The organism is Paenibacillus sp. FW507-14B1B, assembly GCF_058781425.1.
Map to the genome: position 1 here is coordinate 1006354 of NZ_JBYSWS010000002.1, position 24469 is coordinate 1030822.

Below are 24469 nucleotides of genomic sequence, written 5' to 3' on the forward strand. Positions count from 1 at the left end.
TATTATCAATTAAAATATGTGACGTGGCCAGAAGAATCACGGGGAGGCCCTCAACCAGTCGAACAATCATCCATTTCACAGGATGAGTTATTTATTAGAAAATTGGTGGATGCAACCCTTTTATCTGATCAACTATATGTTCATTTGTCACATGAAAGCGATGATCAAGCTGGCGAATTCATTTACATAACTCCGTTTCATGCAGAAGAACTGGAAACCTTCGGTTGTGCAATACAATCTGCGATTGATCTCAACGTGAGTTCTATAGCTTCCACTCGCATTGAATACTTGTTATGGTCAGAAGATTCATTTCAAACTCCACAGCAGCTCTTTCCAGTACCCACATTCAAGCGGGATGTTGCCACTTATCTTCTTAATCATTATCTGGTGTTTGGCACTGTGACCTATGAAGTCATATTTAGTATTTATGATCCGAAGCTCGATTGTGTGCGATTGTTTCTGAAGGAGGCAGATAAGGATGAACAATAACAGTGACGCATTCCCTACCAAATTTAAGGAACATGTCTCAGAAGTACAAGAATTCGCCGCATCGACCGCTGATACCACTTCTGCTACTACGTCAGCACCCGGCTCTAAAACGAAACTCGCTGCCTTTGCCTTGATGCTCGCAGTTCCAGCCACGCTAACCGGCTGCGGACAGAGCTATGAGGATTGTGATCCTAATATCGAATACTGTGAATATAACTCTTCCGGAGGATATTATTACTACAACGGTGGCTCTGGCGTATATCACGGTTCAGGAACACCCCTTACCCGCTCCCAGAGTGATTCTATTCGCTCTTCAAAAAGCCATACTGGATTCGGCAGCGGCGGTTCAAGTGGTGTGCGATCTGGAGGTTGATAGACTGTGAATAGTACGGTTAGACTAATCCATTCTCTCGGACAGACACAAGAAGACATCTATGCCAGTGAAACCTCAAGCGTTGTACCTTATCATCGGATGTATGGAAAGGCCTATTGTCTTCCTTCGATCGCTCTATATTCACCTGAGGAAATCACAGAGCTGAATGCTGCTTCTGAAGCTATGGATGCTATATTCCGTAAAACACTTCGTTTTATACAGCGCTATATGCCAGACAGCTACTTGATCCAGCAGCTCGACATCCCTCCTTCTCTTGTACCACTTGTACGTATGGAAATACCGCTTAGCGGAATTACCCGGCAAGATTGGATTTTTGGTCCAGAAGGACTGAAGATGATCGAGAATAATGCAGATACACCGACCGGTATTCCCGAGTCCGCATACCTTGAAAAACAAATTCTTCAGAAGCATACTTCCTGGCAGGGACCTTCTGAGAGCCTGACCTCTCTTCTAAGAAACGAGCTGTTTGACTTCGTGAATTATTATAAGGAACAGGGTCTCACACCATCCGTCACATTCAGCTGTTACGATTGGCATATCGAAGATCGTTACAACACCTTCTATTTAATGGAGCAGCTTCGTACAATGAACATTCCCGTTCATTATGCTCCGCTAGAAGAACTGAACATTATACCGGATCAAGGTCTGTATCATAATGGACGAAAAATTGATATCTGGTACCGACTTTATCCTCTAGAATACCTTGTTGAGGACCAGGAAGAAGATTCAGGGACCTTGGTTGGTCTGGCGCTGCTGGAATTAGCAGCCCAAGGGAAGATCGGACTCATTAATCCGCCTCAAAATTTCTTGATGCAGAGCAAGGGATTCCTTGCGACAATATGGTCTCTATATGAACGAAATCATCAGACTTCTGAATATTGTGGCTTTACATTGTTCGACTCTCATGAGCTACATACCATTTCAACCTACTGTTTGCCTACCTATTTTAGTCCAGAACCATTTATAGCTAACAACTCGCCATATGTAGCCAAAAGCTATTGGGGACGCGAAGGTAAGGGGACATCACTGCACGAATATGCAGAGAACAACCATATCACAGCTTCACCTACCGAAAACGAAGAACTCGAATTGGATGAAGATGTAATAAGTTATTACAACAATCAACCAAAGATTTACCAACAGTATTGGTCGATGCCAAAAGCTAATGTCGAAACGGAAGAAGGCTTCTATCACGGCCATCTATTAACGGGGGCTTTCGTGATTGGGGGCAAGTTCGGTGGTATTCTTTCTAGAATTGGTGACAAGGTGACCGGGGATGGTGCCTATTACTGCCCTGCGGCCATCTTCACGCCGGAACGATGAATGAATCATTTTATGAGGAGGGCTTTTTTTTGCAAACGTTCGGCTCAGATATTCTAAATGTTATGATTGGTCTAGTTATCATTATTAGTGTGCTTATTATCGGTTATTTTGTATTCAGTAGATTAACACGGTTTGACGACCGTAAAGAAATTGCTGGAGGAAATACTGCGGCTGGTCTCTACATGGGAAGTAAGCTGCTAGGTCTATGCATTATTGTGGCGATGGTATCTTACAGCTCCCATTCTTGGATCCAGATGATCGTATGGTCGCTTATTGGTATGGCCATCCTTTGTCTTGTCTACTTGATCTTTGACTGGATCACGCCTCATTTCAAAGTGTGTGAGGAAATTGCTAACGGCAACCTCGCTGTCGCTCAGCTTCTAAGATCCGTTATCATTGGTGTTTCCATTGTTGTCGGAACCTTCTTAATGTAGACGTTCAATACGATGCGAGAAAGCTTACCTAGCTTACAAGTACTGTAGGTTTAGGTAAGCTTTTTTTGTGTGCTAAAAATAGACCAAGCTAAAAATATGGTTCCTACCCACCCACACTCACATAACGACAGCATGCAAGAATATAATGAAATACTACAGACCTAATGACCGTACCAAGCTAATGGCCGAAAGTGGGAGGTGCCTGCCTGTGAAGAACGAAGATTCTCTGTCGTTTGTCGTATCCCGTGAAGATTGGTCGCTCCATCGTAAAGGTTATCAGGACCAGGTTCGCCATCAACGAAAGATCAAAGAAGTTATCAAGCAAAACCTTCCTGATCTCATCACGGAAGAGAATATCATTCTCTCCGATGGTAAACAGATTATTAAAGTACCGATCCGAAGCCTTGATGAATACCGGTTTATTTATAATTACCAGAAACAAAAGCATGTTGGGCAAGGGGATGGGGACAGTCAAGTTGGTGATGTATTAGGACGCGATAACTCCCAGCAATCCCCCGGAAAAGGTGAAAAAGCCGGCGATCAACCAGGTCAAGATGTTGTCGAGACAGAGGTAAGTATCGAGGAGCTCGAAAACATGTTATTCGAAGAACTCGAACTCCCCTTGTTAATGCCCAAGGATAAGGAGCAGATTGAAACACAGTCGATCGTCTTCAACGATATCCGTAAAAAGGGCATCATGTCGAACATCGATAAAAAAAGAACCATTTTAGAAAACCTACGACGTAACGCATCCTCCGGTAATCCGGGGATCCATCACATCAGCCCGGATGATCTTCGTTACAAGACATGGGATGATACTGTCATTCCTGAATCAAGTGCCGTTATCATCGCGATGATGGACACCTCAGGGTCCATGGGCTCATTTGAAAAGTACTGCGCAAGGAGCTTTTTCTTCTGGATGACTCGGTTTCTGAGACGACAATACGAAAAAGTCGAAATTGTGTTCATTGCTCATCACACGGAAGCGAAGGAAGTCACCGAGGAGGAATTTTTCACACGAGGCGAAAGTGGTGGAACAATCTGTTCCTCTGCCTACATCAAAGCACTGGATATTATCAATCGGCGCTATCCCCCTGCTCATTACAATATCTATCCTTTTCACTTCTCAGACGGAGATAATCTCTCCTCTGACAATGAACGCTGTGTCAAGCTGATCGGAGAACTGCTCAAAGTGAGTAATATGTTCGGATATGGCGAGGTAAATCAATACAATCGAAGCAGTACGCTGATGTCTGCTTATAAGAACATTAAAATGGATCAGTTCCTATTCCATGTGATCAAGGACAAGAGCGAAGTTTATGAAGCACTCAAGACTTTTTTCCGAAAGAGAGTTGGGACAAACGCCTAGTAATTATTGGTATATGACAGCTTGTTTATGAGGAGGTAGAAAAGCCTCCTCTTCTTTATGATACACCGCAGTGTAGATAACAACGTCCCGACACAATCTGCTGAGGTTCGAAATATTTCGACACTAGAGTTAATTAAAATTCTGTCTTTTTATTGACATCGATATGTATCCTGAGCTTTACCTTTTTGTCATCTCCTTTTCAGCTTGCAGTGCTAGTATTAATCTACGACATCTTGTTTTGGAAAGGGAAGATTTACGCATGTTCCAAATGACTATTCTGACTAATAGCATCCAGACGTTTGTGAATATGAACTTCACTGCGGAAGAGCAGCTAACTAGCGACACCAAATTACGTAATTCGAGTATGGCAGAGGTGAGATCCGATGCCTGAACCACTGAAAAAAGAAACCCGCTATATGCCAGGATTAGATGGCCTCAGAGCGCTTGCACTTATTGGTGTGATGTGCTACCACTGGGGTTTTGATTTTGCTCCTGGCGGTTTTTTGGGAGTGAGCATTTTCTTTGTACTTTCTGGATATTTAATTACAGATATTCTAGCTTCCCAATGGCGAAATTACGGTCGACTTGACCTGAAGGATTTCTGGTATAGACGATTCAGACGTCTACTTCCCGCCATGTTCACGATGCTCATCATCGTTGTGACATGGGTTACTCTATTTGATCACACTCGGTTGTCATCGCTTCGCACAGACGTTGCCGCCGCTGTAACATACATAAGTAATTGGCAGTTTATTTTCCAAGACGTATCTTATTTCGAATCTTTCGGCCCTCCTTCTCCACTGGGCCATATGTGGTCACTAGCCGTAGAAGAACAGTTCTACCTCTTGTGGCCACTCATCATGCTGATCGGTCTGTACGTATTTCCGCGCCGGGGACAAATGTTATATTTTATTGTGGCGCTTGCGGGTATTTCCGCAATAACGATGGCTTTAATTTATGAACCGGGCAGTGATCCAAGTCGTGTCTACTTCGGTACGGATACCCGGGCATTTAGTCTGCTCATTGGGGCCGCTCTCGCCATTGTATGGCCCAGCTTCAAGAGACCATCCACAACATCACCTATGGTGCGACTAGGGTTGGATACGATTGGTACAGCCGCACTGTTCTTAGTGATCTACATGATGTGGAGCACGGACCGATATGAGGAGTCGCTATATCAAGGTGGTATGGTGATTCTATCGCTTGCTTCAGCAGTCGTTGTAGCGATTCTCGCCCACCCAGCATCGATACTTGGGAAAATCATGGGCACAAGGCCACTAAGATGGATCGGAGTCCGTTCATACGGTATTTACTTGTGGCATTATCCCGTTCTTATTCTAACCAGTCCGAATGGTAGCCCTATAGAAAACAGCCTTCTGCATACATCGCTCCAGATTGCTGTAAGCATCTTATTAGCGGCTCTATCCTGGAAGTATATAGAGAATCCAATTCGCCACGGAGCACTAAAAGTTTTATGGCAAAAAATACGTCATCCACAGTGGCGCCTAGATCGCATGTCACTGAAAAGCTGTATCATTACATGCAGCACCCTGTTCGTAATCGGAATATTCTGTGCAGGGATGATGACAAGCATTTCTGGAGCTACAACAGAACAAGACAATGAATCAGCTTTTGGTGTGATTTCGCCACCTGAAGAACCAGCCACAACACCAGAACAGATGAGTCCAGACACACCCGTTCCAAACAAGAATTCAGGGCAGAGTTCTCCGGATTCGCCGGACCTAAATAAACAACCGACTGAGATTCCTGAGACACCAGTCAAGAAACCTGTACAGAAGGAACCAACTGCAGAACTCCCTCCTTCTAACACAGAAAAACCTGGCACTGACAAAGTTCCAGATAAGAACCCTTTGGAAGGTAACAGTAATAAACCAACCCAGAATCCGTCTGGGAACAAACTTCCTAGCCCGCGAAGCGGCAAATCAATCACCGCAATCGGTGACTCCGTCATGCTTGGCGTAGCCCCTTATCTAGAGAAGCAGCTACCAGGGATACAGATCGATGCCAAGATCGGCCGACAGCTGGCTCAAGTAAGTGAATTGATCCCAGGACTTCAAGCGAAGGGTCGACTGAATGGAACTGTTATTATCGGACTTGGTACGAATGGATCTTTCTCAAGCAAGAAGCTGGAGTCACTGCTAGACTCACTTAGCTCAGCTAAGCAGGTTATTCTGGTAAACACCCGTGTTCCACGAGACTGGGAACGAAATGTGAATAATACGCTTGCAGAAGTCAGTCAGAATTATCCGAATACAACGCTTGTTGATTGGCATGCTGCAAGTGAAAATCATCCAGAGTATTTTACAACTGATCGTGTACACCTAAAACCCGCAGGTGCAGAAGCATATACAGGACTTCTTTTAAAAGCGATCCAAAAATAATATCCGCCATTATAACCTAATTAATTCTATAAATAGAATATATATGCAAATAGACTTATTCCTTCTCTTTCAAAAAGGGGAATAAGTCTTTAATTTTGTCTATTTTCATAATAAAATAGCGAAAAATCAGGATAAACCCGAGTCAACAGGTGGTCAAAAATTAGAATATCTTTTATGATGATATAGATGAGAATTAACTAACGATCCGAAACAACCATTTGAGGAGTGAGTTTTTTGAACAAGATAGGTAGAAATGATGCCTGTCACTGCGGCAGCGGCAAGAAATACAAAAAATGCTGTCTTGAAAAAGACCGTCAGGCAGAAAGACAGCCCCATCATATCGAACCTTCCCATGAAGAGAAAGCAGCCAGCCTAAAGGCACCTTCTAATATGGCGGAGTTTACGGCAACGCTTAACGAAATGAAATGGGATAATGAATCATACCGTCAGTTAGCGGAGGAGCTTTTCCCGCAGTTATACAATGACTATGAGCATAAAGAAGATGAGAAGTTATTCGTACTCTATAATGCGCTTATTATTTGGAACGGCTTCTGCCGTAAAGAATCTCCACGTTTCCGTAAGCCAGGCGGCTTTAAAGCAGCGTTGGATCAATTGTATACCAAAGCACTTGAGATCCCAGTAACTCAGGCTGATCTAGCAGCCAAATATGATGTAGCTACAACAACATTATCAAAATCTTCTGGTCAACTAAGCGAATTTATGGAGCAGCTGACCGTTACTCAATAAATATGCTTCCCGTTACAGATTCTATCAAAGGCGGTGCCGTCCTTAATGAAAAATTTGGTGTCGATGAAGTGGCTGCTTGCCAGAATGTACGAACCCGATATTGTCATCGTTGATTGTCGCTTTACACTCGGACAACCCGATGCTGGAAAAGCAGCGTACGAGAAGGCTCATATTCCACGTGCGGTGTACTTGGATTTGGATAAAGACCTCTCCTCCCCGCTTTCAGCGCATGGTGGACGTCATCCCCTGCCGGATATCAACGTACTTGCCAACACACTCGGCCTTGCCGGCATCGATAAGGACAAGCGTGTTGTCATCTACGATGATCAGGGCGGCATGGTCGCCAGCCGACTTTGGTGGATGCTGAAATATACGGGACATCAAAGCGTTTATGTGATGGACGAAAGTTTTACAGCCTGGACTGAGGCTAAATTCCCGGTTACAGCGGAGACACCGATCGTTATTCCAGTCCGCTATGAGCCAGAGATACAAGACGCTATGCTTGTCGACGTAGACGCTGTTAGACGGGTCACAAGCGATGGTTCTGCCTATCTGATCGATTCTCGTGAGCCTCGACGCTATGAGGGACTTGAAGAGCCTATCGATCCTGTTGCAGGACATATCCCAGGAGCAGCCAACTACTTCTGGAAAGACCTGCTGGATGATCAAGGGCGATGGATTAGCATAGAAGACATTCAGAAGCGATTCGCGTCTGTTCCGAAAGATAAGGACGTTATCGTATACTGCGGCTCAGGCGTCTCAGCGTGTCCGAACGTGCTCGCTCTAGATGAAGCTGGCTTCGATAACGTAAAGCTATACGGAGGCAGTTGGAGCGACTGGGTGTCGTATCCGGAGAATCCGGTGGCTACTAGGAAAGAGTAACATGCAAGAACCCGCGCGATGCGCGGGTTCTTTTTCTTCTGAATTAAATGCATAAAGCAAAGAAGACACCGACTGGTATCTTCCACTTAACTTTATTTATAATAAGAGGTTGTTAACGGGATAAATACAGAGCCGCCCTTTTCAACATCACCATGTACGAAGAGCGAATCCACTCCAGCAATATTGACCTCAATCGTGATTAGCCCATCTTCTACCGAGATATTCTGTTTCTTTAACACAGTATCCGTATTACTATCTAACACATGGAAATCCGTAATGTCAGAACCGATCGCCGCCACTTGAAGATACAGCTTCTGGTACTTTCCTTTCGGATAAAGCATAAATGAGGATCCACGGTTGCCACTTCCATTGTCAAAGTAGACGTCTTTAAAATCCTTACCCTTGTAAACCGTCATGCTCGGATCCTTGGTACGATAGGAGGATTCGAATCCTGTAGCAATAGAGTAACCCTCAGACTGTTCGCCCAATTGAATCGTATTGGATTTTCCATCAAAATTTACGGTTACGCCCAAAAGGTCGGATATCGCCCGGACCGGCAGATATGTAGTATTGTTGTAAGTAATGGGAGCGATGACCGCACCGCTACTGTTTTTAAGCTGAACGGACTGTCCATCCACTTTGAACTTAATGCCTGGATTTAGGTAAGCTTTGATTTCCTGAAGATTCGAACCGGCATAAACGCCCGTACCAAGACACCCCAACATAGCTAATGAAGTTAATGTAATTGCCGCCTTCTTTTTCAAATCACAATCCCCTTCCAGTTATTATAAATTTAAAATAATTACGGAGATTATACCCATTATTTTCTACATATGCAATAATGATACGAAAAGAGAAAAGAAAATGAGCGAGCGTTCAGCATTTCGAGAAACGATATATCACGGTAACTTCACTGTCGGTTACCTCGCTATGAGAAGGATGATTACATTAACAAATCTCTTTAATATTTAAGACTCTGATCCTTAGTCATCTTCATTATATACACGATTTATATATCCATCAGAACCATACATAACAACCACCCCTGGAGCTGGTGCAGGAAGATCATACCCTAAATCGATAACGGGTAATTCTTTTACTGACTTCTTAACTGAGTCAATGTAGGCGTCTTCCGCCACCCTACCCTCTATATCCATATTTTCATAATTAACATTAGTCTGTTCGGATCCGCTCGGTCCTTTATCATATTCTAAGTCAAAGGTTAATTTAGATTTATCGTCTAAGCGATACGTAAGAATTGTTCCATGGTCCATCTTTTTAGGAATTTCATTTATCATAGACTCAACATTAGCAGTAGCTACATTCATTGCACCATGATGTACCTTAAAAAAATCAATCACTGTATCATAACTGTCATCAGAAGACGACTCTTGTGAGAGTCTAAACTCCAACTGTCTGAATGTAAACCAATTTCCTCCATCATTCTTCTCGTAATAGACCGCCCCATTCTTAAAGTAGCCATCTTCCGAATCTGTTGTGTATACTGCTGTTCTCGCATCCGGTCCGGTAGTTCCTAGCTGGTTCCATTCTGCAAATATCAATGGATCATACACCGTAAACCCTAGCTGGTCTGCCCACTTCGCTTTATTAGGAAAATAAGTTCCTATGCTGTTAATGGTGCATCCTTGACAAGACCCTGCTGAATCTGAAAAGACTAATGTCTGCTCCTTATTACCAGGATGGATCAAAGTTACCCCATAGGAACCATTCGCCCCAACGATAGCTGAGGCTTTCCAACCGGCTGGTGCAAGCAACAGATATCCCCCAACCCTATCCGGACGATACACCAGCACAGCTTGCAGCTTGTCTTTCATCTCTGGAGGAATTCTATAGCTCATCTCCACCAGGTTAAAGGACGGGGGATCGGTTACCCGCACACGATCGTCGCTATCCACGCTTAGTTTAGCTTTCGTAATTTGTAGAGGAATTTTCACTTCTTCACCATTCGTTCCGGGGAAAGTGATCACATCGACTTCCTCCGATGAAGGAACATCCTTTAAGTTCACTGCTTGCATTAGAAGCTGCTCTTCAGAAGAACGATCCCATGTAAGAAAAACAATAAAAAGAACTCCCGCCACCAAAGAAAACACAGTAGAAAATATCTTGTATTTTCTAAAAGATGGTGTTTGAGTTTGAACTTGATCTTCCACCTGTTTAGTCATTTGTGGGGTAAAATGATTATTCGAAAATGGCTTCACTTTCATCTTCTCTTCCCATTCCGACTTGTCATTGTTCATTATCGCCTGCGCTCCTTTTCCATAGTTCGTTCGCTTTTCGTCTAGCTCGCTGTAATCTCGATTTAGCAGCGGACAACGAGATTCCAAGCGTATCTGCCAGCTGCTCCATTGTAAGCTCATAGTGAATAGTTAATATAAGTACCTCTCTATACTTCACAGGGAGCTTATATACCAATTTCCATACTTCGTTACTAAGCGATTGCTCAAGCGCTTCATCCTCAGCAGACTGGACCGATGAGTCTGAGAAGATTTCGGGCTTTAACACGACTCGTTTAATAAAACTTGTGCTCCGATAGGAGTACCAACGATTGCGCGCGATACGCAACAACCAAGTTTTAACCGAAGATTCCCCGCGATACTGATTCATATATTTATAAGCTCGAATAAAGGTTTCTTGAGCAATATCATCTGCAATAGTACCACTTCGTGACAGAAAATAAGCATAATTCCATACTGCTTCACCGTAGGTCTCCATTAATGTTGTGAAATCCATCGAACTCATAGTTTGAGTGGACTCTTTAAGTTTGCTTGACATGCCGCTCCTCCTTTGGCTCTATTAGATAGACCTGTGTATAATTGGAAAAGTTGCATGTTATAGCGATTTACATTCTGTTTTATTTCTATTATGATTAAATTATCAAAAGAGCTGAGCAAAATGTTTGCATAAAGCGATTAAAGGATATCCTTTCCTTTAGTCGCTTTTTTTGTGATCTTATTGAATGATGGAGGTTTTTCGGATGAAAAAAAGAACACTTGATATGATTATGCTAATGGTAGGAGCATTTCTCTTTGCCTTAGCTGTAAATCTCTTTGTCATTCCCAATGACTTCGGAGAAGGCGGAGTTACGGGGATTTCAATCATTCTATATTATTTGTTTGCATGGTCTCCTGCACTTGTTAGTATTGTTATCAACGGAATATTACTGATCATCGGTTACAAATTGCTAGACAAAAGGACGACATACTACACAATTATTGCCGTCGCCTTTAACTCCCTATTTCTGTTATTAACGGAAAACTGGCGTATTTCATCAAGTGAACCCGTTATAAATGCTATTTTTGCAGGACTGTTTGCCGGTGTGGGGATTGGACTAATCATCAGAGTTGGTGGCACAACAGCTGGAACAACGATTCTAGCCCGCCTCGCGAATAAGTACTGGGATTGGAATGTCAGTTACGCTCTGTTGTTCTTCGATCTTATTGTGGCCGGACTGTCGATCTTTGTTATTGGGGTTGAGAAAGTCATGTTTACCGTGGTTCTTCTCTACATTGGAACCAAGGCTATGGAATTCATTATCGAAGGCTTGAATCCTAAAAAAGCAGTCACCATCATTTCAACACACCATGATCGTATCGCGATTCGTGTTACTGAAGCTATGGACCGTGGCGTAACCGTATTACGCGGATACGGTTATTATACGGGGCAGACCAAAGACGTTCTTTACATTGTAATCAGCAAGCAAGAGGTTTCCAGCCTCAAAAAAATTGTGCGTGCAGAGGATAAGAATGCCTTTGTTACAATTCATGATGTACGTGATGTATTCGGCGAAGGATTTATTGATATTTCCTCCTAAACCGTATTACAACCTTTCTAGCGCACAGACAAAAAAGATGCCAGCCCGCACGAAGCGGAGCTGGCATCTGCAAATTTGTAAACCGTTTATCAATTGTTCGGAATCACACTTATTGTATCAATACTTGCTTTATCCGGTCCTTGATTATCAGCAAAAAAGGTAGCAATACAATCGTCAGGCCCGGACGTAAAGCTAAGCGTATAGTTACCCCACTCAGACTTCGTGACATTCTCCTGTACCTGCCCGCTTCCATAATCAACACCGACCTGGAATTGATTCAGGTTAGATTTCACATCTGATTTACCACTGAATGTTACTTTATAGGATGTATCCGGTTTAATAAGAAAGGATTGCTGCATCTTCGTCTCACGATTCAAAGAAGCGTACTTGCCAAGATCGATATTTTGTTTCACTTCAGCAGTCCCTAGATTAAGATCCCATCCATTTGTGCTTCCCTGATCAAAGTTACCGTTATAAATCAGGTTGCTTGATTTATCAACAACCGTGACTTTTCTCGTCTTCGTTATTTGATTACCTGCTAGATCTTGTACACGATAAGTTACCTGATACTCTCCCTTAACACTTCGATTCAATCCGGTCTCATCGAGTTGAATTCGGCTTGTAATTTCTTCTCGATCATCTCGATTATCAATAGCGAATACCTTTTCCAATAAATCAGTAGAACTGTTCAATGGAATCTGAATATCCTCTGTACCGTAAAGAATCGGTGCCGTTGTATCCGGCTGTGAATTCGGAATTTTCTTCTCATAAGCACGGAACCAGTCTATTTCTGAGAAATATGGAAGCTGAGCGTTGTTAATGTCCCCTTCTCCCCATCCCGGTGATCTGGCCCATCCGCTGGAAAGAATAAAGATTTCCTTTACCCAAGGAATATTCGCCTTATCTGTGTAGGTCCAGGTCAGCTTTCCGTCAAAATAAAACTTTAGATAATCCTCCGACCACTCAAATCCGTACACATGAAAGCCTTTGTGAATGTTCGGTGCAGGCTTTTTACCGCTGCCTGTACTCTTGTGAAACGCATCATATCCGTCCCAGTGTAATGCCGTTTCGGTATAATCACCTTGCCATACGGTCTCTGTTACATCGATTTCTAGTCCGTCTTTCCCTGTACCATCTACATGAAACACACCAGGGTAGTTAAAGGCCCAGAATGTAAAATACGTTTTCTCCGTTGGAGGAATCTTGGCGCTCACTTCAAAAAATCCGTATTTCTGGTCGAACTTCACATCATTGGTTTGACGGTCTTCACCATGTGTATCAACCCTTCCTAACACGATGTTTCCATCAGGCTCTCTCTCAATTTTCAGCTTTAATTTCCCATCAGAAACAGACACCATGTCATCCCGGTGATAGACTGCATACTCTTTTCCCCGGACCGACCACAGATTCGTATCCAGCTCGGTTCCATTGAAATCATCTTCCTTAGTCAGTACCCACTCGGTATTACTCCGACCTGGATACCATGGTTCCTTGCTATTCGTCACCGTAACCGCAGTAGTTGCCGTATTTCCCCCTGCAGCCGGAATGGCTGAGATCGTTGCTGTACCTGCTCCGATAGCAGTTATTACTCCATTGGCATCCACCGTAGCAACTGATGGATTATTACTTTGATACGTGATGCTCTTATTAGGAGCATTCGCTGGCGCTACCTCTGTCAACAATGGATAGGTATAGCCTTTCGTAAGCAACAACTCACTCATATTCAAAGAGACCCGAACGGTCCCCTGCTCAATGTACTCTTCAACCATCGTTTCATCAATATATGCTCTCTGCCCAGGGGCTAATAAATCACCAGACCAGAGATAGACGGTAGCTGAAGTCTGATTGCCTGTGTTAAAGATGATCTCATGACGTGCGTATGTCGTTCCAGAGACAGGTTTCTTCTGTTCCTGTCCGTTCACCTTAACACCCAGCACCGCGCCTGCATTTGTGTCACTCATCTTCACGAATGCCGAGAATTTGTAAGAGGTGTTGCTCTTTAAGCCCGTCAAATCATAGTTTAAAGATCCAACTGAGGGGATATATCCTGCCCGGTTGCCTGCATGTACTAAGGACGGATCTGACACGGTCCCAGGCATATCACCTTCACTCGGCCAAATTCTCCAGCTTACAGGTCTTAGATCCCGAACGACCTTCTCGAAGCCGGCATTCGTCACCAGATTGGTACCCGAAGTGTTCGCAGTCTCCGTGACCGTAACGCTATCTAGATAAGCCTTTTGATTTCCAGATAGTCCATTAGATGACCACAGATAAACCTGAGCCGTCGTTTGATTACCGGTAGTGAACGTGACGGTATAGGATTTATAAGTCGTTCCCGAGGCATCAATTGCTATATCAGGCTGATTTCCGTCGTATAACTTCGCTCCAAGCTTGGCTGTCGCGCTCGCATCACTTAACTTGACATATGCCTTAAAAGTATAATTTGTATGCGTTTTCAATTTAGTTAGATTAAAAGTCAATGAACTGGCCGGAACAATGTATGCAGCCTTCTCTCCTTCATAGACATGCTGAAGATCATGTACAACACCTGGCCTTTGCGTTTGATTCGTGTACACGCTCCAGCCTTCGGGCTCTTCCTCCTTATACACTTGCTCGAAACCCGAATTGTTAAGCAAATTCCCTCCTTCTGCACGAACTCCTTTACCCGTTCCAAATGATCCTGTCAGCAATACCATGATTAAACAACATAGTATGAACTGACGTCCTTTCATTTTTTTGGTCAACACTACGTATCCTCCTTTAACGTTTGGTTTCCCTGTATAGGGTTATTCGCTATTATAGTTGCAGCTTTATACGCTATCTATTTTAAATTCATACGATCATTTCACTTTTATATCCTTATCAAGAAATTACCTATACAAAAAAGCTATTTGGCATTCCAAAGCAAGTATTCCTTGGCATGCAGCGGACCACCTTCGCGCATCACGGTCCACAAAGGATCAATGTCACTATCCATCGTCATCATCATTTCATCATGCCATTCGTTAAGCAAATATACTGCTTCTCTACAGATCTCTTTCTTTTCCTCGGCTAGATTATGCTGCTCATAAGGGTCCTCGGTAATGTGAAACAGCATTTCTTTAGGGAAACCGTGGTGTCCGTCATGATAAGAACGAATATAGAGCCAATCTTTAAAACGAACGCTCCGCTGACAGACATGGGCACATTGCGTCAACACCAAATATTCTCTTCCAGTCTCTTCCCCACTGCGTACGGTATCCGCGTAGCTTTGTCCATCCCAGCGCTCTGGCTTATCTATTCCTACAAGATCGGCAAGAGTAGGGGCAAGATCCAAATGATAATGCAAACCATCCTCATGCTTTCCCATAGTGCCACCTGGCCAACGGAAGATCATCGGTATTCGGCAAGTCGCATGATCAGCTGTTCCATGTTCAGAATAAATGCCCAGTTCACCCAGATTCTCTCCATGATCCGCGCTTATAAGAATAGCTGTGTCGTCTAGAATTCCCAATTCCTCTAGAGAGGACAGTATTCGCCCGATATGGTCGTCCATATATTTGACCGCACAATCGTAATTATCTATGATATGTCCCAGATCCTGATACGTCTCAATCGAATCACTGTGTCTATACCACTGGCTGTAATGCGACTTGGCTAGAGCATTCATATCGGATAGACTATGCTGCCCCTTCTTAAGCAGATGAGACTGAAACACGTCCTCTGTTAACCAATCCGGAAACGGCTCGCCCTCAAACGGGCTTCCGTAGGATTCGGGAACTCGGTATGGCGTATGGGGATCCCAGAAATTCAAATGCAGAAACCAATCATCCGAACTACCGTTATCCTCTAGCCATTTCAGTGCTACTGGCAGCACCTGATGCGCCGACTCTCCACCATTCTCTCCAATGTTGAACACTTCATTAAAACCAGCATTAAAGGTCCAAGCGGAGTGCCGATCAGCAAAAGTGCTTATGGATGCCGTCTTATAACCTGCAGTTCGCAGTACCCCCGGTAAACTTTCCGATTTGAGACGATCTGCAAACCCCCGCTTAGCTCCTTCACGTCTATAATCAGCTGCCGTACCTCCATGACCCGCTATACCTGTATGAATGCCAAAGCGACCCGACATGAGTGCTGATCTGGATGGAAGACAAGGGGCATCTGAACAATAATAATTAGTAAATACCACTCCTTGTTCAGCAACTCGGTCTATATTGGGAGAAGTATTACGATGATATCCGTAACATCCGAGATGATCGGGACGTAACGAATCTAGGTCTAAATAAAGAATTCTCATGTCAAACACTCCTTGGTGGATGTCAACGAGCAAGAGATTAGATTCTCTTGCTCGTTGCGTTAATTTTATTTCGATTGGGAGCTATACCATTCCGAGAACTGCTTTTGCATTTCTGCAACATACTTTTCAAGTCCTGCATCATTTAACGCTTTCAATGCTTCTGGGAAGTATTTATCATAATCGTACAATCCGTATTCAATCGGAACGATTTTCTCTGAATAAACGGCCTGTATTTTCGCTACTTCTGCTTGTACTGGTCTTGCGTCAAATGAAAATCCGATGTTTTTCGCCTGAATCGATCCTTCATCTGTCTTTTTATACGTTTCGATGAATTCATCAGGTACATTGCTGAAATATCTACCATACTTCAAGTTAAAGAGCTGCCATTCATCAAAGAACGAATCGGACACGAGCTTTGTCACTTTTCCGTTCTCTTCTAATTTATAGTCTTTATCCAGAACACCATAAGCGAGCAAATCGTAGTTCTCTTGACTGCTAAACATCCAGTTAAAGAGTTGTAGATAACGATCTACATCTTTCTGACCACCGATGGAGATAGAGTATTTCGTGTTATCCCTTACGGAAGCCATGAGAGGCTGATCCCCGATCTGATAGTTTACTAGCTTTCCGTTCGGAACCTTGGAAACCAGGTTTGGAAGCTGTTCCATCGGATATGCAGAGGTTCCACGGTTCATTAAGGCTTTACCTGCATTCCAGTCAGCAAGACCAAGCTCTGGATTGGTAATCAATGATTCACTGATGTAGCCTTCTTTTTGCCACTTCGCCATCATTTTAGCTGTTTTCTCAAACAATTCAGATTCATAGAAGCTGTAGACCTTATCATCTTTCGCTAAAGAATCCACATACGTATACGTCCAAGCTGTCGAGTTGCCTTCCATAGGGGTAAACAATTGATCCGGCATCAATGCCGCCCTGAACATCTTCTTCACATGTGAAGCTTCCGGGATCATCGTGTAATCTGGGTGCTTTTCCTTCACAAGCTTGAATGCGCTTTCTACATCTTCCAGCGTTTTGAGTTCGTTGATACCCACTTCATCCAGTAAATCCTGGCGAACCGTTATGAGCTGAAAATCTCCAGCATACGGCTTGTTACCAACTGGCATAGCGTAGATTTTCCCTTCAAGTTTCCCCGAATCCCATGCGTCAGGTCGAGTAAGCTCTTTCAATTGAGGTGCATGTTTGTCGATGCTCTCTTGTGGAATTTCGGCAAGAAATCCTTTATTAACTTTTTCACCTAAGCCGCCAGTACCTGCATATGTAGCGAAATTCTCACCCGACGCGAACATGAGGTCAACCTGTTGGTTACTTCCCCATGGTAAGAATTTAAATGTCAGGTCAATGTTCAGTTCTTCCAAAATCTTATCATGCAGATCCTTCTCTAGAAATTCCGTTCTTCTTGGTGTTAGGTCACCAAAGTTCACCAATGTAAGCTTAACAACCTCTTGATTATTTTTGGTCTCACCAGAAGCCACTTTAGCTGCCTCATCAGTAGTGCCTTCGTTTCCTTTTCCAGAACACCCTGTAATTAAGAGCGCAGAACACAGTAAGACAGACATGAGCAAATTCCAATTTTTCTTTCTAAACATGTACTTTGACCTCCTTGAATTATGCATTCTCGTTATCTTCCGTCCTAGGTACGGAAATATATTATAAATCCGCCACCGCAGCGGGTTAACACTTCGGCCGTGAGGTAACTCGCTTAACAGCAGGCAGCGGAAACATAATTACATCATTCGTTTAAAACAATGCCGTTCTAACCCTTAACTGCCCCAATCGTAATACCCTTGACGAAGAATCGCTGGGCAAAAGGATACACCAAAATGATGGGTCCGATGGTGATACAAGTCAATGCCATTCTTGCCGTCATCGTCGGTATAATGACCTGACTCGATCCCTGTGCAAAGGCATCAGAGCCTCCTCCTCCACTTGTAAGGAAAGAGATATTCGACATCATGTTATAGAGCAGGAGCTGAACAGGGTACAAATCACGATCCGTAATCAGCATCAGTGACAGGAAGAAATCATTCCAATAACTCAGTGCATAGAACAATGTGATGGTTACAATCCCTACCTGAGCTAAGGGAATCATGATGGAGAAATAAATTCTGAAAGGCCCGGCACCATCGATCTTCGCCGATTCCGCGAGTTCCTGTGGTATCCCCCGAAAGAAGTTTCGCATCAGGAACATATTGAACACATTAATTGCGTATGGAATGAATAGCGCCCACAGATTGTTGTGAAGATGGTAATACTTCGTAGTCAATATGTACCAAGGGAGCAGTCCTCCGCTAAATACCATCGTAAACCAAGCGATAAATGATAACGCATTCGCATACTTAAATTCCTTCATGGAAGCGACATATGCATAGGATACCGTAACGGCTACTGAGAAAAGCGTACCCACAACAACCGTGAACAGCGTTATGCCGTAAGACTTAATAAGTAATGCACCTTTACTCTCGAACAAATATTCAAACGTATACGTTGTAATCCCTCGTGGGAATAAGGAGAAGCCGTTTAGCGCCACCTGCTGGTCATTAGATAAAGATGCTGATATGACCATGATGAACGGGATGAGACAGACCAGTGAGAATAACACAATAGCAACATAACTGATCCATAGAATCACTTTGTCTTTGCCCATGTTCATGACATTCATTAAAGCCCTTCCTTTCTCTGCTTAGAACAGTGCATATTCTTTGTCATATCGCTTCACAATCCAGTTGGAGAACATGACAAGCATGAAGCCGACAATCGATTGATAGAGCTGAACGGCTGAAGCGGATTCAAACTGTCCGTTTTGAAGAGCTGTCCGATACACGAATGTACTAATATTGTCCGTAGTCTCTAGCAGCATCGGGTTCAGATTCGTAAGACCAAGGATTTGGGTAATGTCACCCGCCAATATGCCGCCTACGGCTAGCAGAAACAAAATAATAATGGTCGGCATGAGGAGCGGGATGGTGATTTTGGTGATCTGTTGCCATTTGGATGCCCCATCTACGGTAGCTGCTTCATAGTAAGAAGGATCAAATCCTGTGATCGCAGCAAAATAAATGATGGAGTTAAAGCCTGCAGCCTTCCATACACTGAAGAATACCAAGAGCGGCCACCAGAGCCACGGATTTGAATACCATAACACCGGATCCATACCGAGAGAGGTCATCATCCCATTAATCAGACCTTTTTTCTCATCCAAAAAGGTAACTGCGATCGTTCCCACAACGACCCAAGAAATAAAGTGAGGGAAAAACATAATCGATTGGGTTACTTTTTTGAACCATTTGTTACGAACCTCATTCATCATAACGGCAAGTCCAACCGCCACTACGGTTGTCAGAATAATATTGAAGAAATTGACGACAATCGTATTCCGCGTTGCCCGAAGAGCGTTCTCCATATTTGAGAAAAAGAATTCAAAGTTCTTAAGTCCCACAAACTCGCTTCCGAATAAACCGCCTTGATACGTGTACCTTTCGAATACAATATACAAACCGGCCATTGGAAGATAAGAAAACAATAGTAGAGCAACTAGCCCAGGCAGGGACAATACATATAAGGGCCAGTGATCCCTAATCGACTTGACGAAGCCCCCTTTCCCACCTGGCGAGAGAACTTTCTTCGTACGCTTCATCTTCCATCTGCACCTCCTAACGTGATGAGGCAATCATAATGTAAGTGCTTTCTTGTTGTATATTTCAAAATCGTCTTCTGCTTTCTTTTTTCTCTAGACATATAAAAACGCCCGGCGGAACAGCTTATTCCGGGCGTTTTTTTCGTTTATTTAAATTTTCGATTTAAGTTTAGTTTTTACGTACTGAACGGATTTTTGAAGGTGAAACTCCATACTTCTTCTTGAATGAGGTTGTAAAATAGGAGTTGCTGCTGTATCCAACCTTTTTAGAAATATCCGTAATGCTCAGCTCCGGGTAATCCTGAATCAGTTCCTTTGCTTTTTCCATCCGCAGATGATTCACATACTCGGGAAACGTATATCCTATGGATTCATTAAATATTTTACTGAAATAGGACGAGCTGATGTTCAACGTTTCTGCCACTCTGTAAACCGAAAGAGAAGAATCACAGTAGTTCTGATTAATATAGTCCAGTGCTTCAGGAACGAAATCCTGCGCTTTTTTATTGGAGATCTCACGTAAGACCTCACTAGATTGATAGAATAGCTCCGCGAACCATTCCTTCAACTTCTCATACTCATAAATCTCAGACACTCGCTGATGAATATCGAAATCATTGACTTTAACTTGTCCACTATCTTCACCAATTAAATCCTGAGAAAGCCGAAGAATAGAACTAGCGAGTGTGGCAAAAAAACGGAGTGTACTGACATACTGATACTCCCGGCATATGGATGCGATACGATCTAACTCACTTAGGTACCGTTCATAATCTCCTTGTGCCACCGCACTTAACATCTCTTTAGCAACGTTATCCGGGATATCGGAAGATTGAAGATTCCTTATGTCATGAGCATCGGCAATCCATCGGTTCGTTTGAACGATTCGGTGCTTCGTTACTTCAAACGCCTCTTTATAAAGGTCTACAACGAAGCCTGGGTCATCTGAAATAGAACTAATCCCGATGGAGATATCTATACTTAGCATGTTAGAAGCTGAAATCTGAGCATGCTCCGCTGTTTTTGTAAGAAAAGCACCATCCAGCTCCTTACCCTCACAAGGCTCACTGACCACGCAAATGAACTGACCCTCAGAAACCGTAAATAAAGCGCACTTCACCTCGGAGGACAGACTTTCAATCAAAATAGCAGCTAAGGAGTCTAGACGAAAAGAAATCGTCTCAACATTACCTGTCTGACTAAAATCTTCAAACCCATCGATTCTCACGACTAGAACAGCATAAGGTGTATGATCCGAATGAATGGCTCCCGTCTTCATGAATATATTTTCGATTCGATCCTTCGTATGATCTGTTTTCGAGTTCAGCAATCGAACGAAGGCGTGCACGTCATTTTCTTTTTCCAGAGAATTCATTTTGTTAGTCATTTGGGCAAAAGTGTTCGATACGAGCTGCAGTTCGGCAACATTGTGATCTTGTTCCGTTTCTCCTGGATAGCTGCTACGAATCGTCTTAACAACAAGCCCCAATGGCTTGTACACCAAATAAGATATGAGGCCGGCTATGAATAACGCGATTAAGAGGATGAATAGACCGTACATAAGTATCACATTTCTTGTCTTCACCCACTCTGAAAGCGTATGCACAACTTCCATCTCTGAAATAATGAAATAGCGTCCATTGGATGACGAAAGGTAGGCATACGTTAATGGCCCCTCTTGATTCTCCACTGTAAAAGAGTCGTATTTATCTCGTGAATTCAATATTCTAGTAAAAAACGGTTCAGACGAAATATTTCGATTAGACTGAGACATATCATTATGTAAGATAATATTGCCTTGGCGGTCTGCGATATACATCTTCTGATGTTGATGGGTTCCTTCATCTGCAAAGATAGATTTCGCCATATTGCTCATATCGATATTGACAGCAGCAGCGCCACCAAGTCCCGAAGGTGTACCTTTATGAAAAAAGAAAGTCATCGTTTGGATGTCTTTCCCGCTGTATTTATCTTTCATATTCCAGATCACTGGACTATCAGAGGCCCTGTGATTCTTCACAATATCAAACAGATTCTGGTCACTGTCTGGTTCAGCAAACCTCTCAGATATATTCAAAATCGTGGTCGTATCATTCAGTACATATACCGAATTCATAATATCCCGGTTCACGAGCAGAATATTCTGGATGTGATTGACTGCATTCTGGGTCCCACTATCCCACGCCAATTGATCCATAAACATCAGTTTGCGAATATTCGGATTCTCGTATAACTCCACCGAATAGTTCTGAAATCTTTTGATGTGACTTGTAAAGACCGTATCCGTGTTCTGAAGGGACATTCGGGTTACCTTGTTGATTTCTACAAGCGATTTATCCTTCATCCAGTAAAACATAACCATGGATAGGATCGAGACAATCATAATCGAAAGAAGGGATAGCCCTATGAAAATATTGAACAAAAATGCATTTCTCTTGTAAGAGAGCTTAGGCAGAACGAACCGTTTCAAGTGATTCCACTCATTCCATGTTGTATTTTCTTAAGACTACATTTCATTCTTAGGCTAGAACTTTTAGCGTTATTTTGCAATAGGAAGAACTAAAGAAATTTTTCTTTCTACTAGTCCTAGCCTCATATCACAAAAAATACCCCTCTTATACTCAGGGGTATGGTTTAAACTAACTCCGGTTGATATTCCATGATTGTTCTGAAACTCCGATAGATCGTCAACACATCCTTGATAACAATGGTTTCGTACACAGTATGCGTATAAGACTGCGCTGTATGCTTAAGCTTGATCTTCAGACCCTCTAACTCTCCATTACCGGAATCTTTTATTTTATTAACTTCTTCTAAAATGTATTTCACCACGTCTGGTTGTAACTTCTTCCTGTGCACCCGCAAGAAGAGCTCATAAATTGCATGATTAACCATTCTCAGCTCCTCCAAAAAACGGTTCGCGTCTTTAAGTTCTCTCGTCTCATTATTCATAAGAATGCGATCCTCAATTAATGCCGAGATGGCAAATAGATGATGGATACTGTGAACTTTGGAGGGGTTCTCAAAATAATCATATAGTTCCTCTATAAGATACGTAGACATTTCTTTGTACATTCGAACCAAGTCCACCGTCCCTTTCTCGATACTATACGGAAGAATCAGGCGGTTAGCTAGCATTCCTATGCCTATACCAAGCACGACATACAAAATTCGCTCCAAGGTCACAGCGCCCATACCGCTAACTAATGCTGCAGTTCCTAGTGCAGGAACTGTTGCGGTAAGAATAATCGTACGATAAGCCACGGCAAAACTATTCAAATAACCGAACAACAATACAATTAACGTGTGACTAGTCGGGCTTTTGAACACACTGAATAGCACGAAGAAAAGAGCCGCACCGAGAATTGTTCCTTTCAATCGTTCAGAAAACCTGAATTTTGCAGTTTCCGAATAAGGCTGGGTTACGGAGAAGATGGTGAACATCATCCATTTTCCCTGTTCAAGCGTGAAATAGTCTGAAATAAAGGCAGCGATCGTTACCGCCATACTCACACGAACCGCATAGGTGAAGCGCACCGAATTTTTATTGAAATTTACGGTATGGTTATACGTTTTTTTAAATTGTTTCGGAATGTTCTCCAGTTTTTCAACTTTCCGCAGTTCTATTTTGCTCGTAGTATGTAATTCTTCGATCAGCTCATAGATCAACTCACATGTGTTCATCCATTCTGTAACGTAAAGGTGGTCCATGGCCTCTAACTCAAGATCACGTAAGCCCTGAAGCCTACCTTCGTTCATTGATTCTTGAAGAAGGGATTGGTTTAACATATTCAATTCATGAATCAAAGCCCCCATAAAATGATCCTTATGGCGAACATCTTGAGAATCATTCAGAAGCAGGTACAATTTTTCGAAGCAAGCTGACGTTTTGAGATATATTCTGCTTTCATTGGATACGTAGTAACCATCAATGGTCTGATGATAAACCATTCTCCTTATTTCTTTTATAGCATTTTCAATTGTAGGATTATATTGATGATGATCTTGCTCTGACTGAATGGCTTTAAGCTTTTGAATCAACTGTTCATTGATCGTAATAAGAAGTTTATGCCCTATTTTCTCCATCTTATTATGATTAAAAATGAATTGAGCAACCATTACAATGACGGCTCCAAGTGCCAAAGCCATCAGACGAAGCGGCAATGCTTCGAAGGTAACGGGGGTGGTCAGGATAAAAAGATATTGTAATCCAAAAGCGATCGTTAGTGGCTTCTTTAGATTAAAAGAAAAGAAATAACCAACGATAAACATTGATATTAGATTTAATGGAATACCAATCCACATATGAACAGCCGATATGTAGCCAAATATCCCTTGCAGCAGATTAACCGTGAGCAAGAATAATAGGTTTTTCCAAGGATTCTTGGTTAAGTCTCGTTCAAGATACATAAGAGTCGCGATCACAATCGTTACACCGATTAGCGTATTATCCTTGCCAAATAGACTATTGAACGCAAATATGAACAAGAGGATGTAGATGAATATTTTTGTCTTCGCATAGATGAGTTGTTTCATAAAAAACCTGCCTTCTTTTCCTAAATTAATCATATATTTCTCTAGGCCGATCAGGTTTATTCAGTCTTCACTTATGTCCAGAATTATTGCTGTAATTCACTACATTGAAATCAAATAAGCAGACGTC

Annotated in this window: 20 protein-coding genes; 10 read left to right on the forward strand and 10 right to left on the reverse strand. The window is 42.8% G+C overall.

The window, feature by feature from the left end:
* The first annotated feature begins 18 nt into the window (after window positions 1-18).
* From AC3WJJ_RS13080 to AC3WJJ_RS13120, 9 genes are all read left to right on the forward strand, one after another.
* Window positions 19-489, forward strand: a complete 471-nt coding sequence (locus AC3WJJ_RS13080) for a hypothetical protein (RefSeq protein ID WP_492541163.1) — start codon at window positions 19-21, stop codon at window positions 487-489.
* Window positions 479-862 carry a hypothetical protein gene (locus AC3WJJ_RS13085; RefSeq protein WP_492541165.1) on the forward strand — a complete coding sequence of 128 codons (384 nt, stop codon included), beginning with the start codon at window positions 479-481 and terminating at the stop codon, window positions 860-862. The genes AC3WJJ_RS13080 and AC3WJJ_RS13085 overlap by 11 nt, the downstream gene beginning before the upstream one ends.
* Window positions 863-868: 6 nt before the next feature.
* Window positions 869-2206, forward strand: coding sequence for a glutathionylspermidine synthase family protein (locus AC3WJJ_RS13090; protein ID WP_492541166.1), 1338 nt, complete (start codon window positions 869-871; stop codon window positions 2204-2206).
* Window positions 2203-2640 (forward strand): DUF350 domain-containing protein, encoded by a 438-nt coding sequence (locus AC3WJJ_RS13095; RefSeq protein ID WP_492541168.1) that lies wholly within the window; start codon window positions 2203-2205, stop codon window positions 2638-2640. The genes AC3WJJ_RS13090 and AC3WJJ_RS13095 overlap by 4 nt, the downstream gene beginning before the upstream one ends.
* A 208-nt stretch (window positions 2641-2848) precedes the next feature.
* Window positions 2849-4009: a sporulation protein YhbH gene (yhbH, locus tag AC3WJJ_RS13100; protein ID WP_492541170.1), complete on the forward strand. Its 1161-nt coding sequence runs from the start codon at window positions 2849-2851 to the stop codon at window positions 4007-4009.
* A gap of 259 nt (window positions 4010-4268) precedes the next feature.
* Window positions 4269-4400, forward strand: a complete 132-nt coding sequence (locus tag AC3WJJ_RS13105; protein ID WP_492541172.1) for a hypothetical protein — start codon at window positions 4269-4271, stop codon at window positions 4398-4400.
* Window positions 4393-6411 (forward strand): acyltransferase family protein, encoded by a 2019-nt coding sequence (locus AC3WJJ_RS13110; protein WP_492541174.1) that lies wholly within the window; start codon window positions 4393-4395, stop codon window positions 6409-6411. Before AC3WJJ_RS13105 ends, AC3WJJ_RS13110 begins: the two co-directional genes overlap by 8 nt.
* Before the next feature lie 234 nt (window positions 6412-6645).
* Window positions 6646-7158 carry an SEC-C metal-binding domain-containing protein gene (locus AC3WJJ_RS13115; RefSeq protein WP_492541175.1) on the forward strand — a complete coding sequence of 171 codons (513 nt, stop codon included), beginning with the start codon at window positions 6646-6648 and terminating at the stop codon, window positions 7156-7158.
* A 45-nt stretch (window positions 7159-7203) separates the two neighbouring features.
* Window positions 7204-8040 (forward strand): sulfurtransferase, encoded by an 837-nt coding sequence (locus AC3WJJ_RS13120; RefSeq protein ID WP_492541177.1) that lies wholly within the window; start codon window positions 7204-7206, stop codon window positions 8038-8040.
* Window positions 8041-8132: 92 nt separating this feature from the next.
* Here AC3WJJ_RS13120 and AC3WJJ_RS13125 read toward each other — a convergent pair whose 3' ends face one another.
* The 3 genes from AC3WJJ_RS13125 to AC3WJJ_RS13135 form a co-directional block, all read right to left on the reverse strand.
* The gene (locus AC3WJJ_RS13125) at window positions 8133-8804 is read right to left on the reverse strand and encodes a stalk domain-containing protein (protein ID WP_492541180.1); all 672 of its coding nucleotides are present in this window, start codon (window positions 8802-8804) and stop codon (window positions 8133-8135) included.
* A 219-nt stretch (window positions 8805-9023) separates the two neighbouring features.
* Entirely contained in the window at window positions 9024-10298 is a 1275-nt protein-coding gene (locus tag AC3WJJ_RS13130; RefSeq protein WP_492541182.1) for a DUF4850 domain-containing protein, read from the reverse strand.
* On the reverse strand, window positions 10288-10833 hold the full coding sequence (locus tag AC3WJJ_RS13135) for an RNA polymerase sigma factor (RefSeq protein ID WP_492541184.1): 546 nt from the start codon (window positions 10831-10833) through the stop codon (window positions 10288-10290). The genes AC3WJJ_RS13130 and AC3WJJ_RS13135 overlap by 11 nt, the downstream gene beginning before the upstream one ends.
* Window positions 10834-11035: 202 nt before the next feature.
* Here AC3WJJ_RS13135 and AC3WJJ_RS13140 point away from each other — a divergent pair, with 202 nt between their 5' ends.
* Window positions 11036-11872, forward strand: a complete 837-nt coding sequence (locus AC3WJJ_RS13140; RefSeq protein ID WP_422657883.1) for a YitT family protein — start codon at window positions 11036-11038, stop codon at window positions 11870-11872.
* An 89-nt stretch (window positions 11873-11961) separates the two neighbouring features.
* Here the strand turns inward: AC3WJJ_RS13140 and AC3WJJ_RS13145 are convergent, their stop codons facing one another.
* The 7 genes from AC3WJJ_RS13145 to AC3WJJ_RS13175 all read right to left on the reverse strand — a co-directional run bounded on the left by AC3WJJ_RS13145 (window position 11962) and on the right by AC3WJJ_RS13175 (window position 24342).
* Window positions 11962-14619 carry a carbohydrate binding domain-containing protein gene (locus AC3WJJ_RS13145; RefSeq protein ID WP_492541186.1) on the reverse strand — a complete coding sequence of 886 codons (2658 nt, stop codon included), beginning with the start codon at window positions 14617-14619 and terminating at the stop codon, window positions 11962-11964.
* 140 nt (window positions 14620-14759) lie between these two features.
* Window positions 14760-16151 (reverse strand): sulfatase family protein, encoded by a 1392-nt coding sequence (locus AC3WJJ_RS13150; protein ID WP_492541188.1) that lies wholly within the window; start codon window positions 16149-16151, stop codon window positions 14760-14762.
* Window positions 16152-16216: 65 nt separating this feature from the next.
* Window positions 16217-17758 carry a DUF3502 domain-containing protein gene (locus tag AC3WJJ_RS13155; RefSeq protein WP_492541190.1) on the reverse strand — a complete coding sequence of 514 codons (1542 nt, stop codon included), beginning with the start codon at window positions 17756-17758 and terminating at the stop codon, window positions 16217-16219.
* Window positions 17759-17925: 167 nt separating this feature from the next.
* Window positions 17926-18822 (reverse strand): carbohydrate ABC transporter permease, encoded by an 897-nt coding sequence (locus AC3WJJ_RS13160; RefSeq protein WP_492541192.1) that lies wholly within the window; start codon window positions 18820-18822, stop codon window positions 17926-17928.
* Between the two features lie 30 nt (window positions 18823-18852).
* A complete protein-coding gene (locus AC3WJJ_RS13165) occupies window positions 18853-19806 on the reverse strand; it encodes an ABC transporter permease (protein ID WP_492541194.1) in 954 nt (317 codons plus the stop codon).
* Window positions 19807-19975: 169 nt separating this feature from the next.
* Window positions 19976-22276, reverse strand: a complete 2301-nt coding sequence (locus AC3WJJ_RS13170) for an AraC family transcriptional regulator (RefSeq protein ID WP_492541195.1) — start codon at window positions 22274-22276, stop codon at window positions 19976-19978.
* A 164-nt stretch (window positions 22277-22440) separates the two neighbouring features.
* A complete protein-coding gene (locus AC3WJJ_RS13175) occupies window positions 22441-24342 on the reverse strand; it encodes an FUSC family protein (protein WP_492541197.1) in 1902 nt (633 codons plus the stop codon).
* Window positions 24343-24469: the final 127 nt, after the last annotated feature.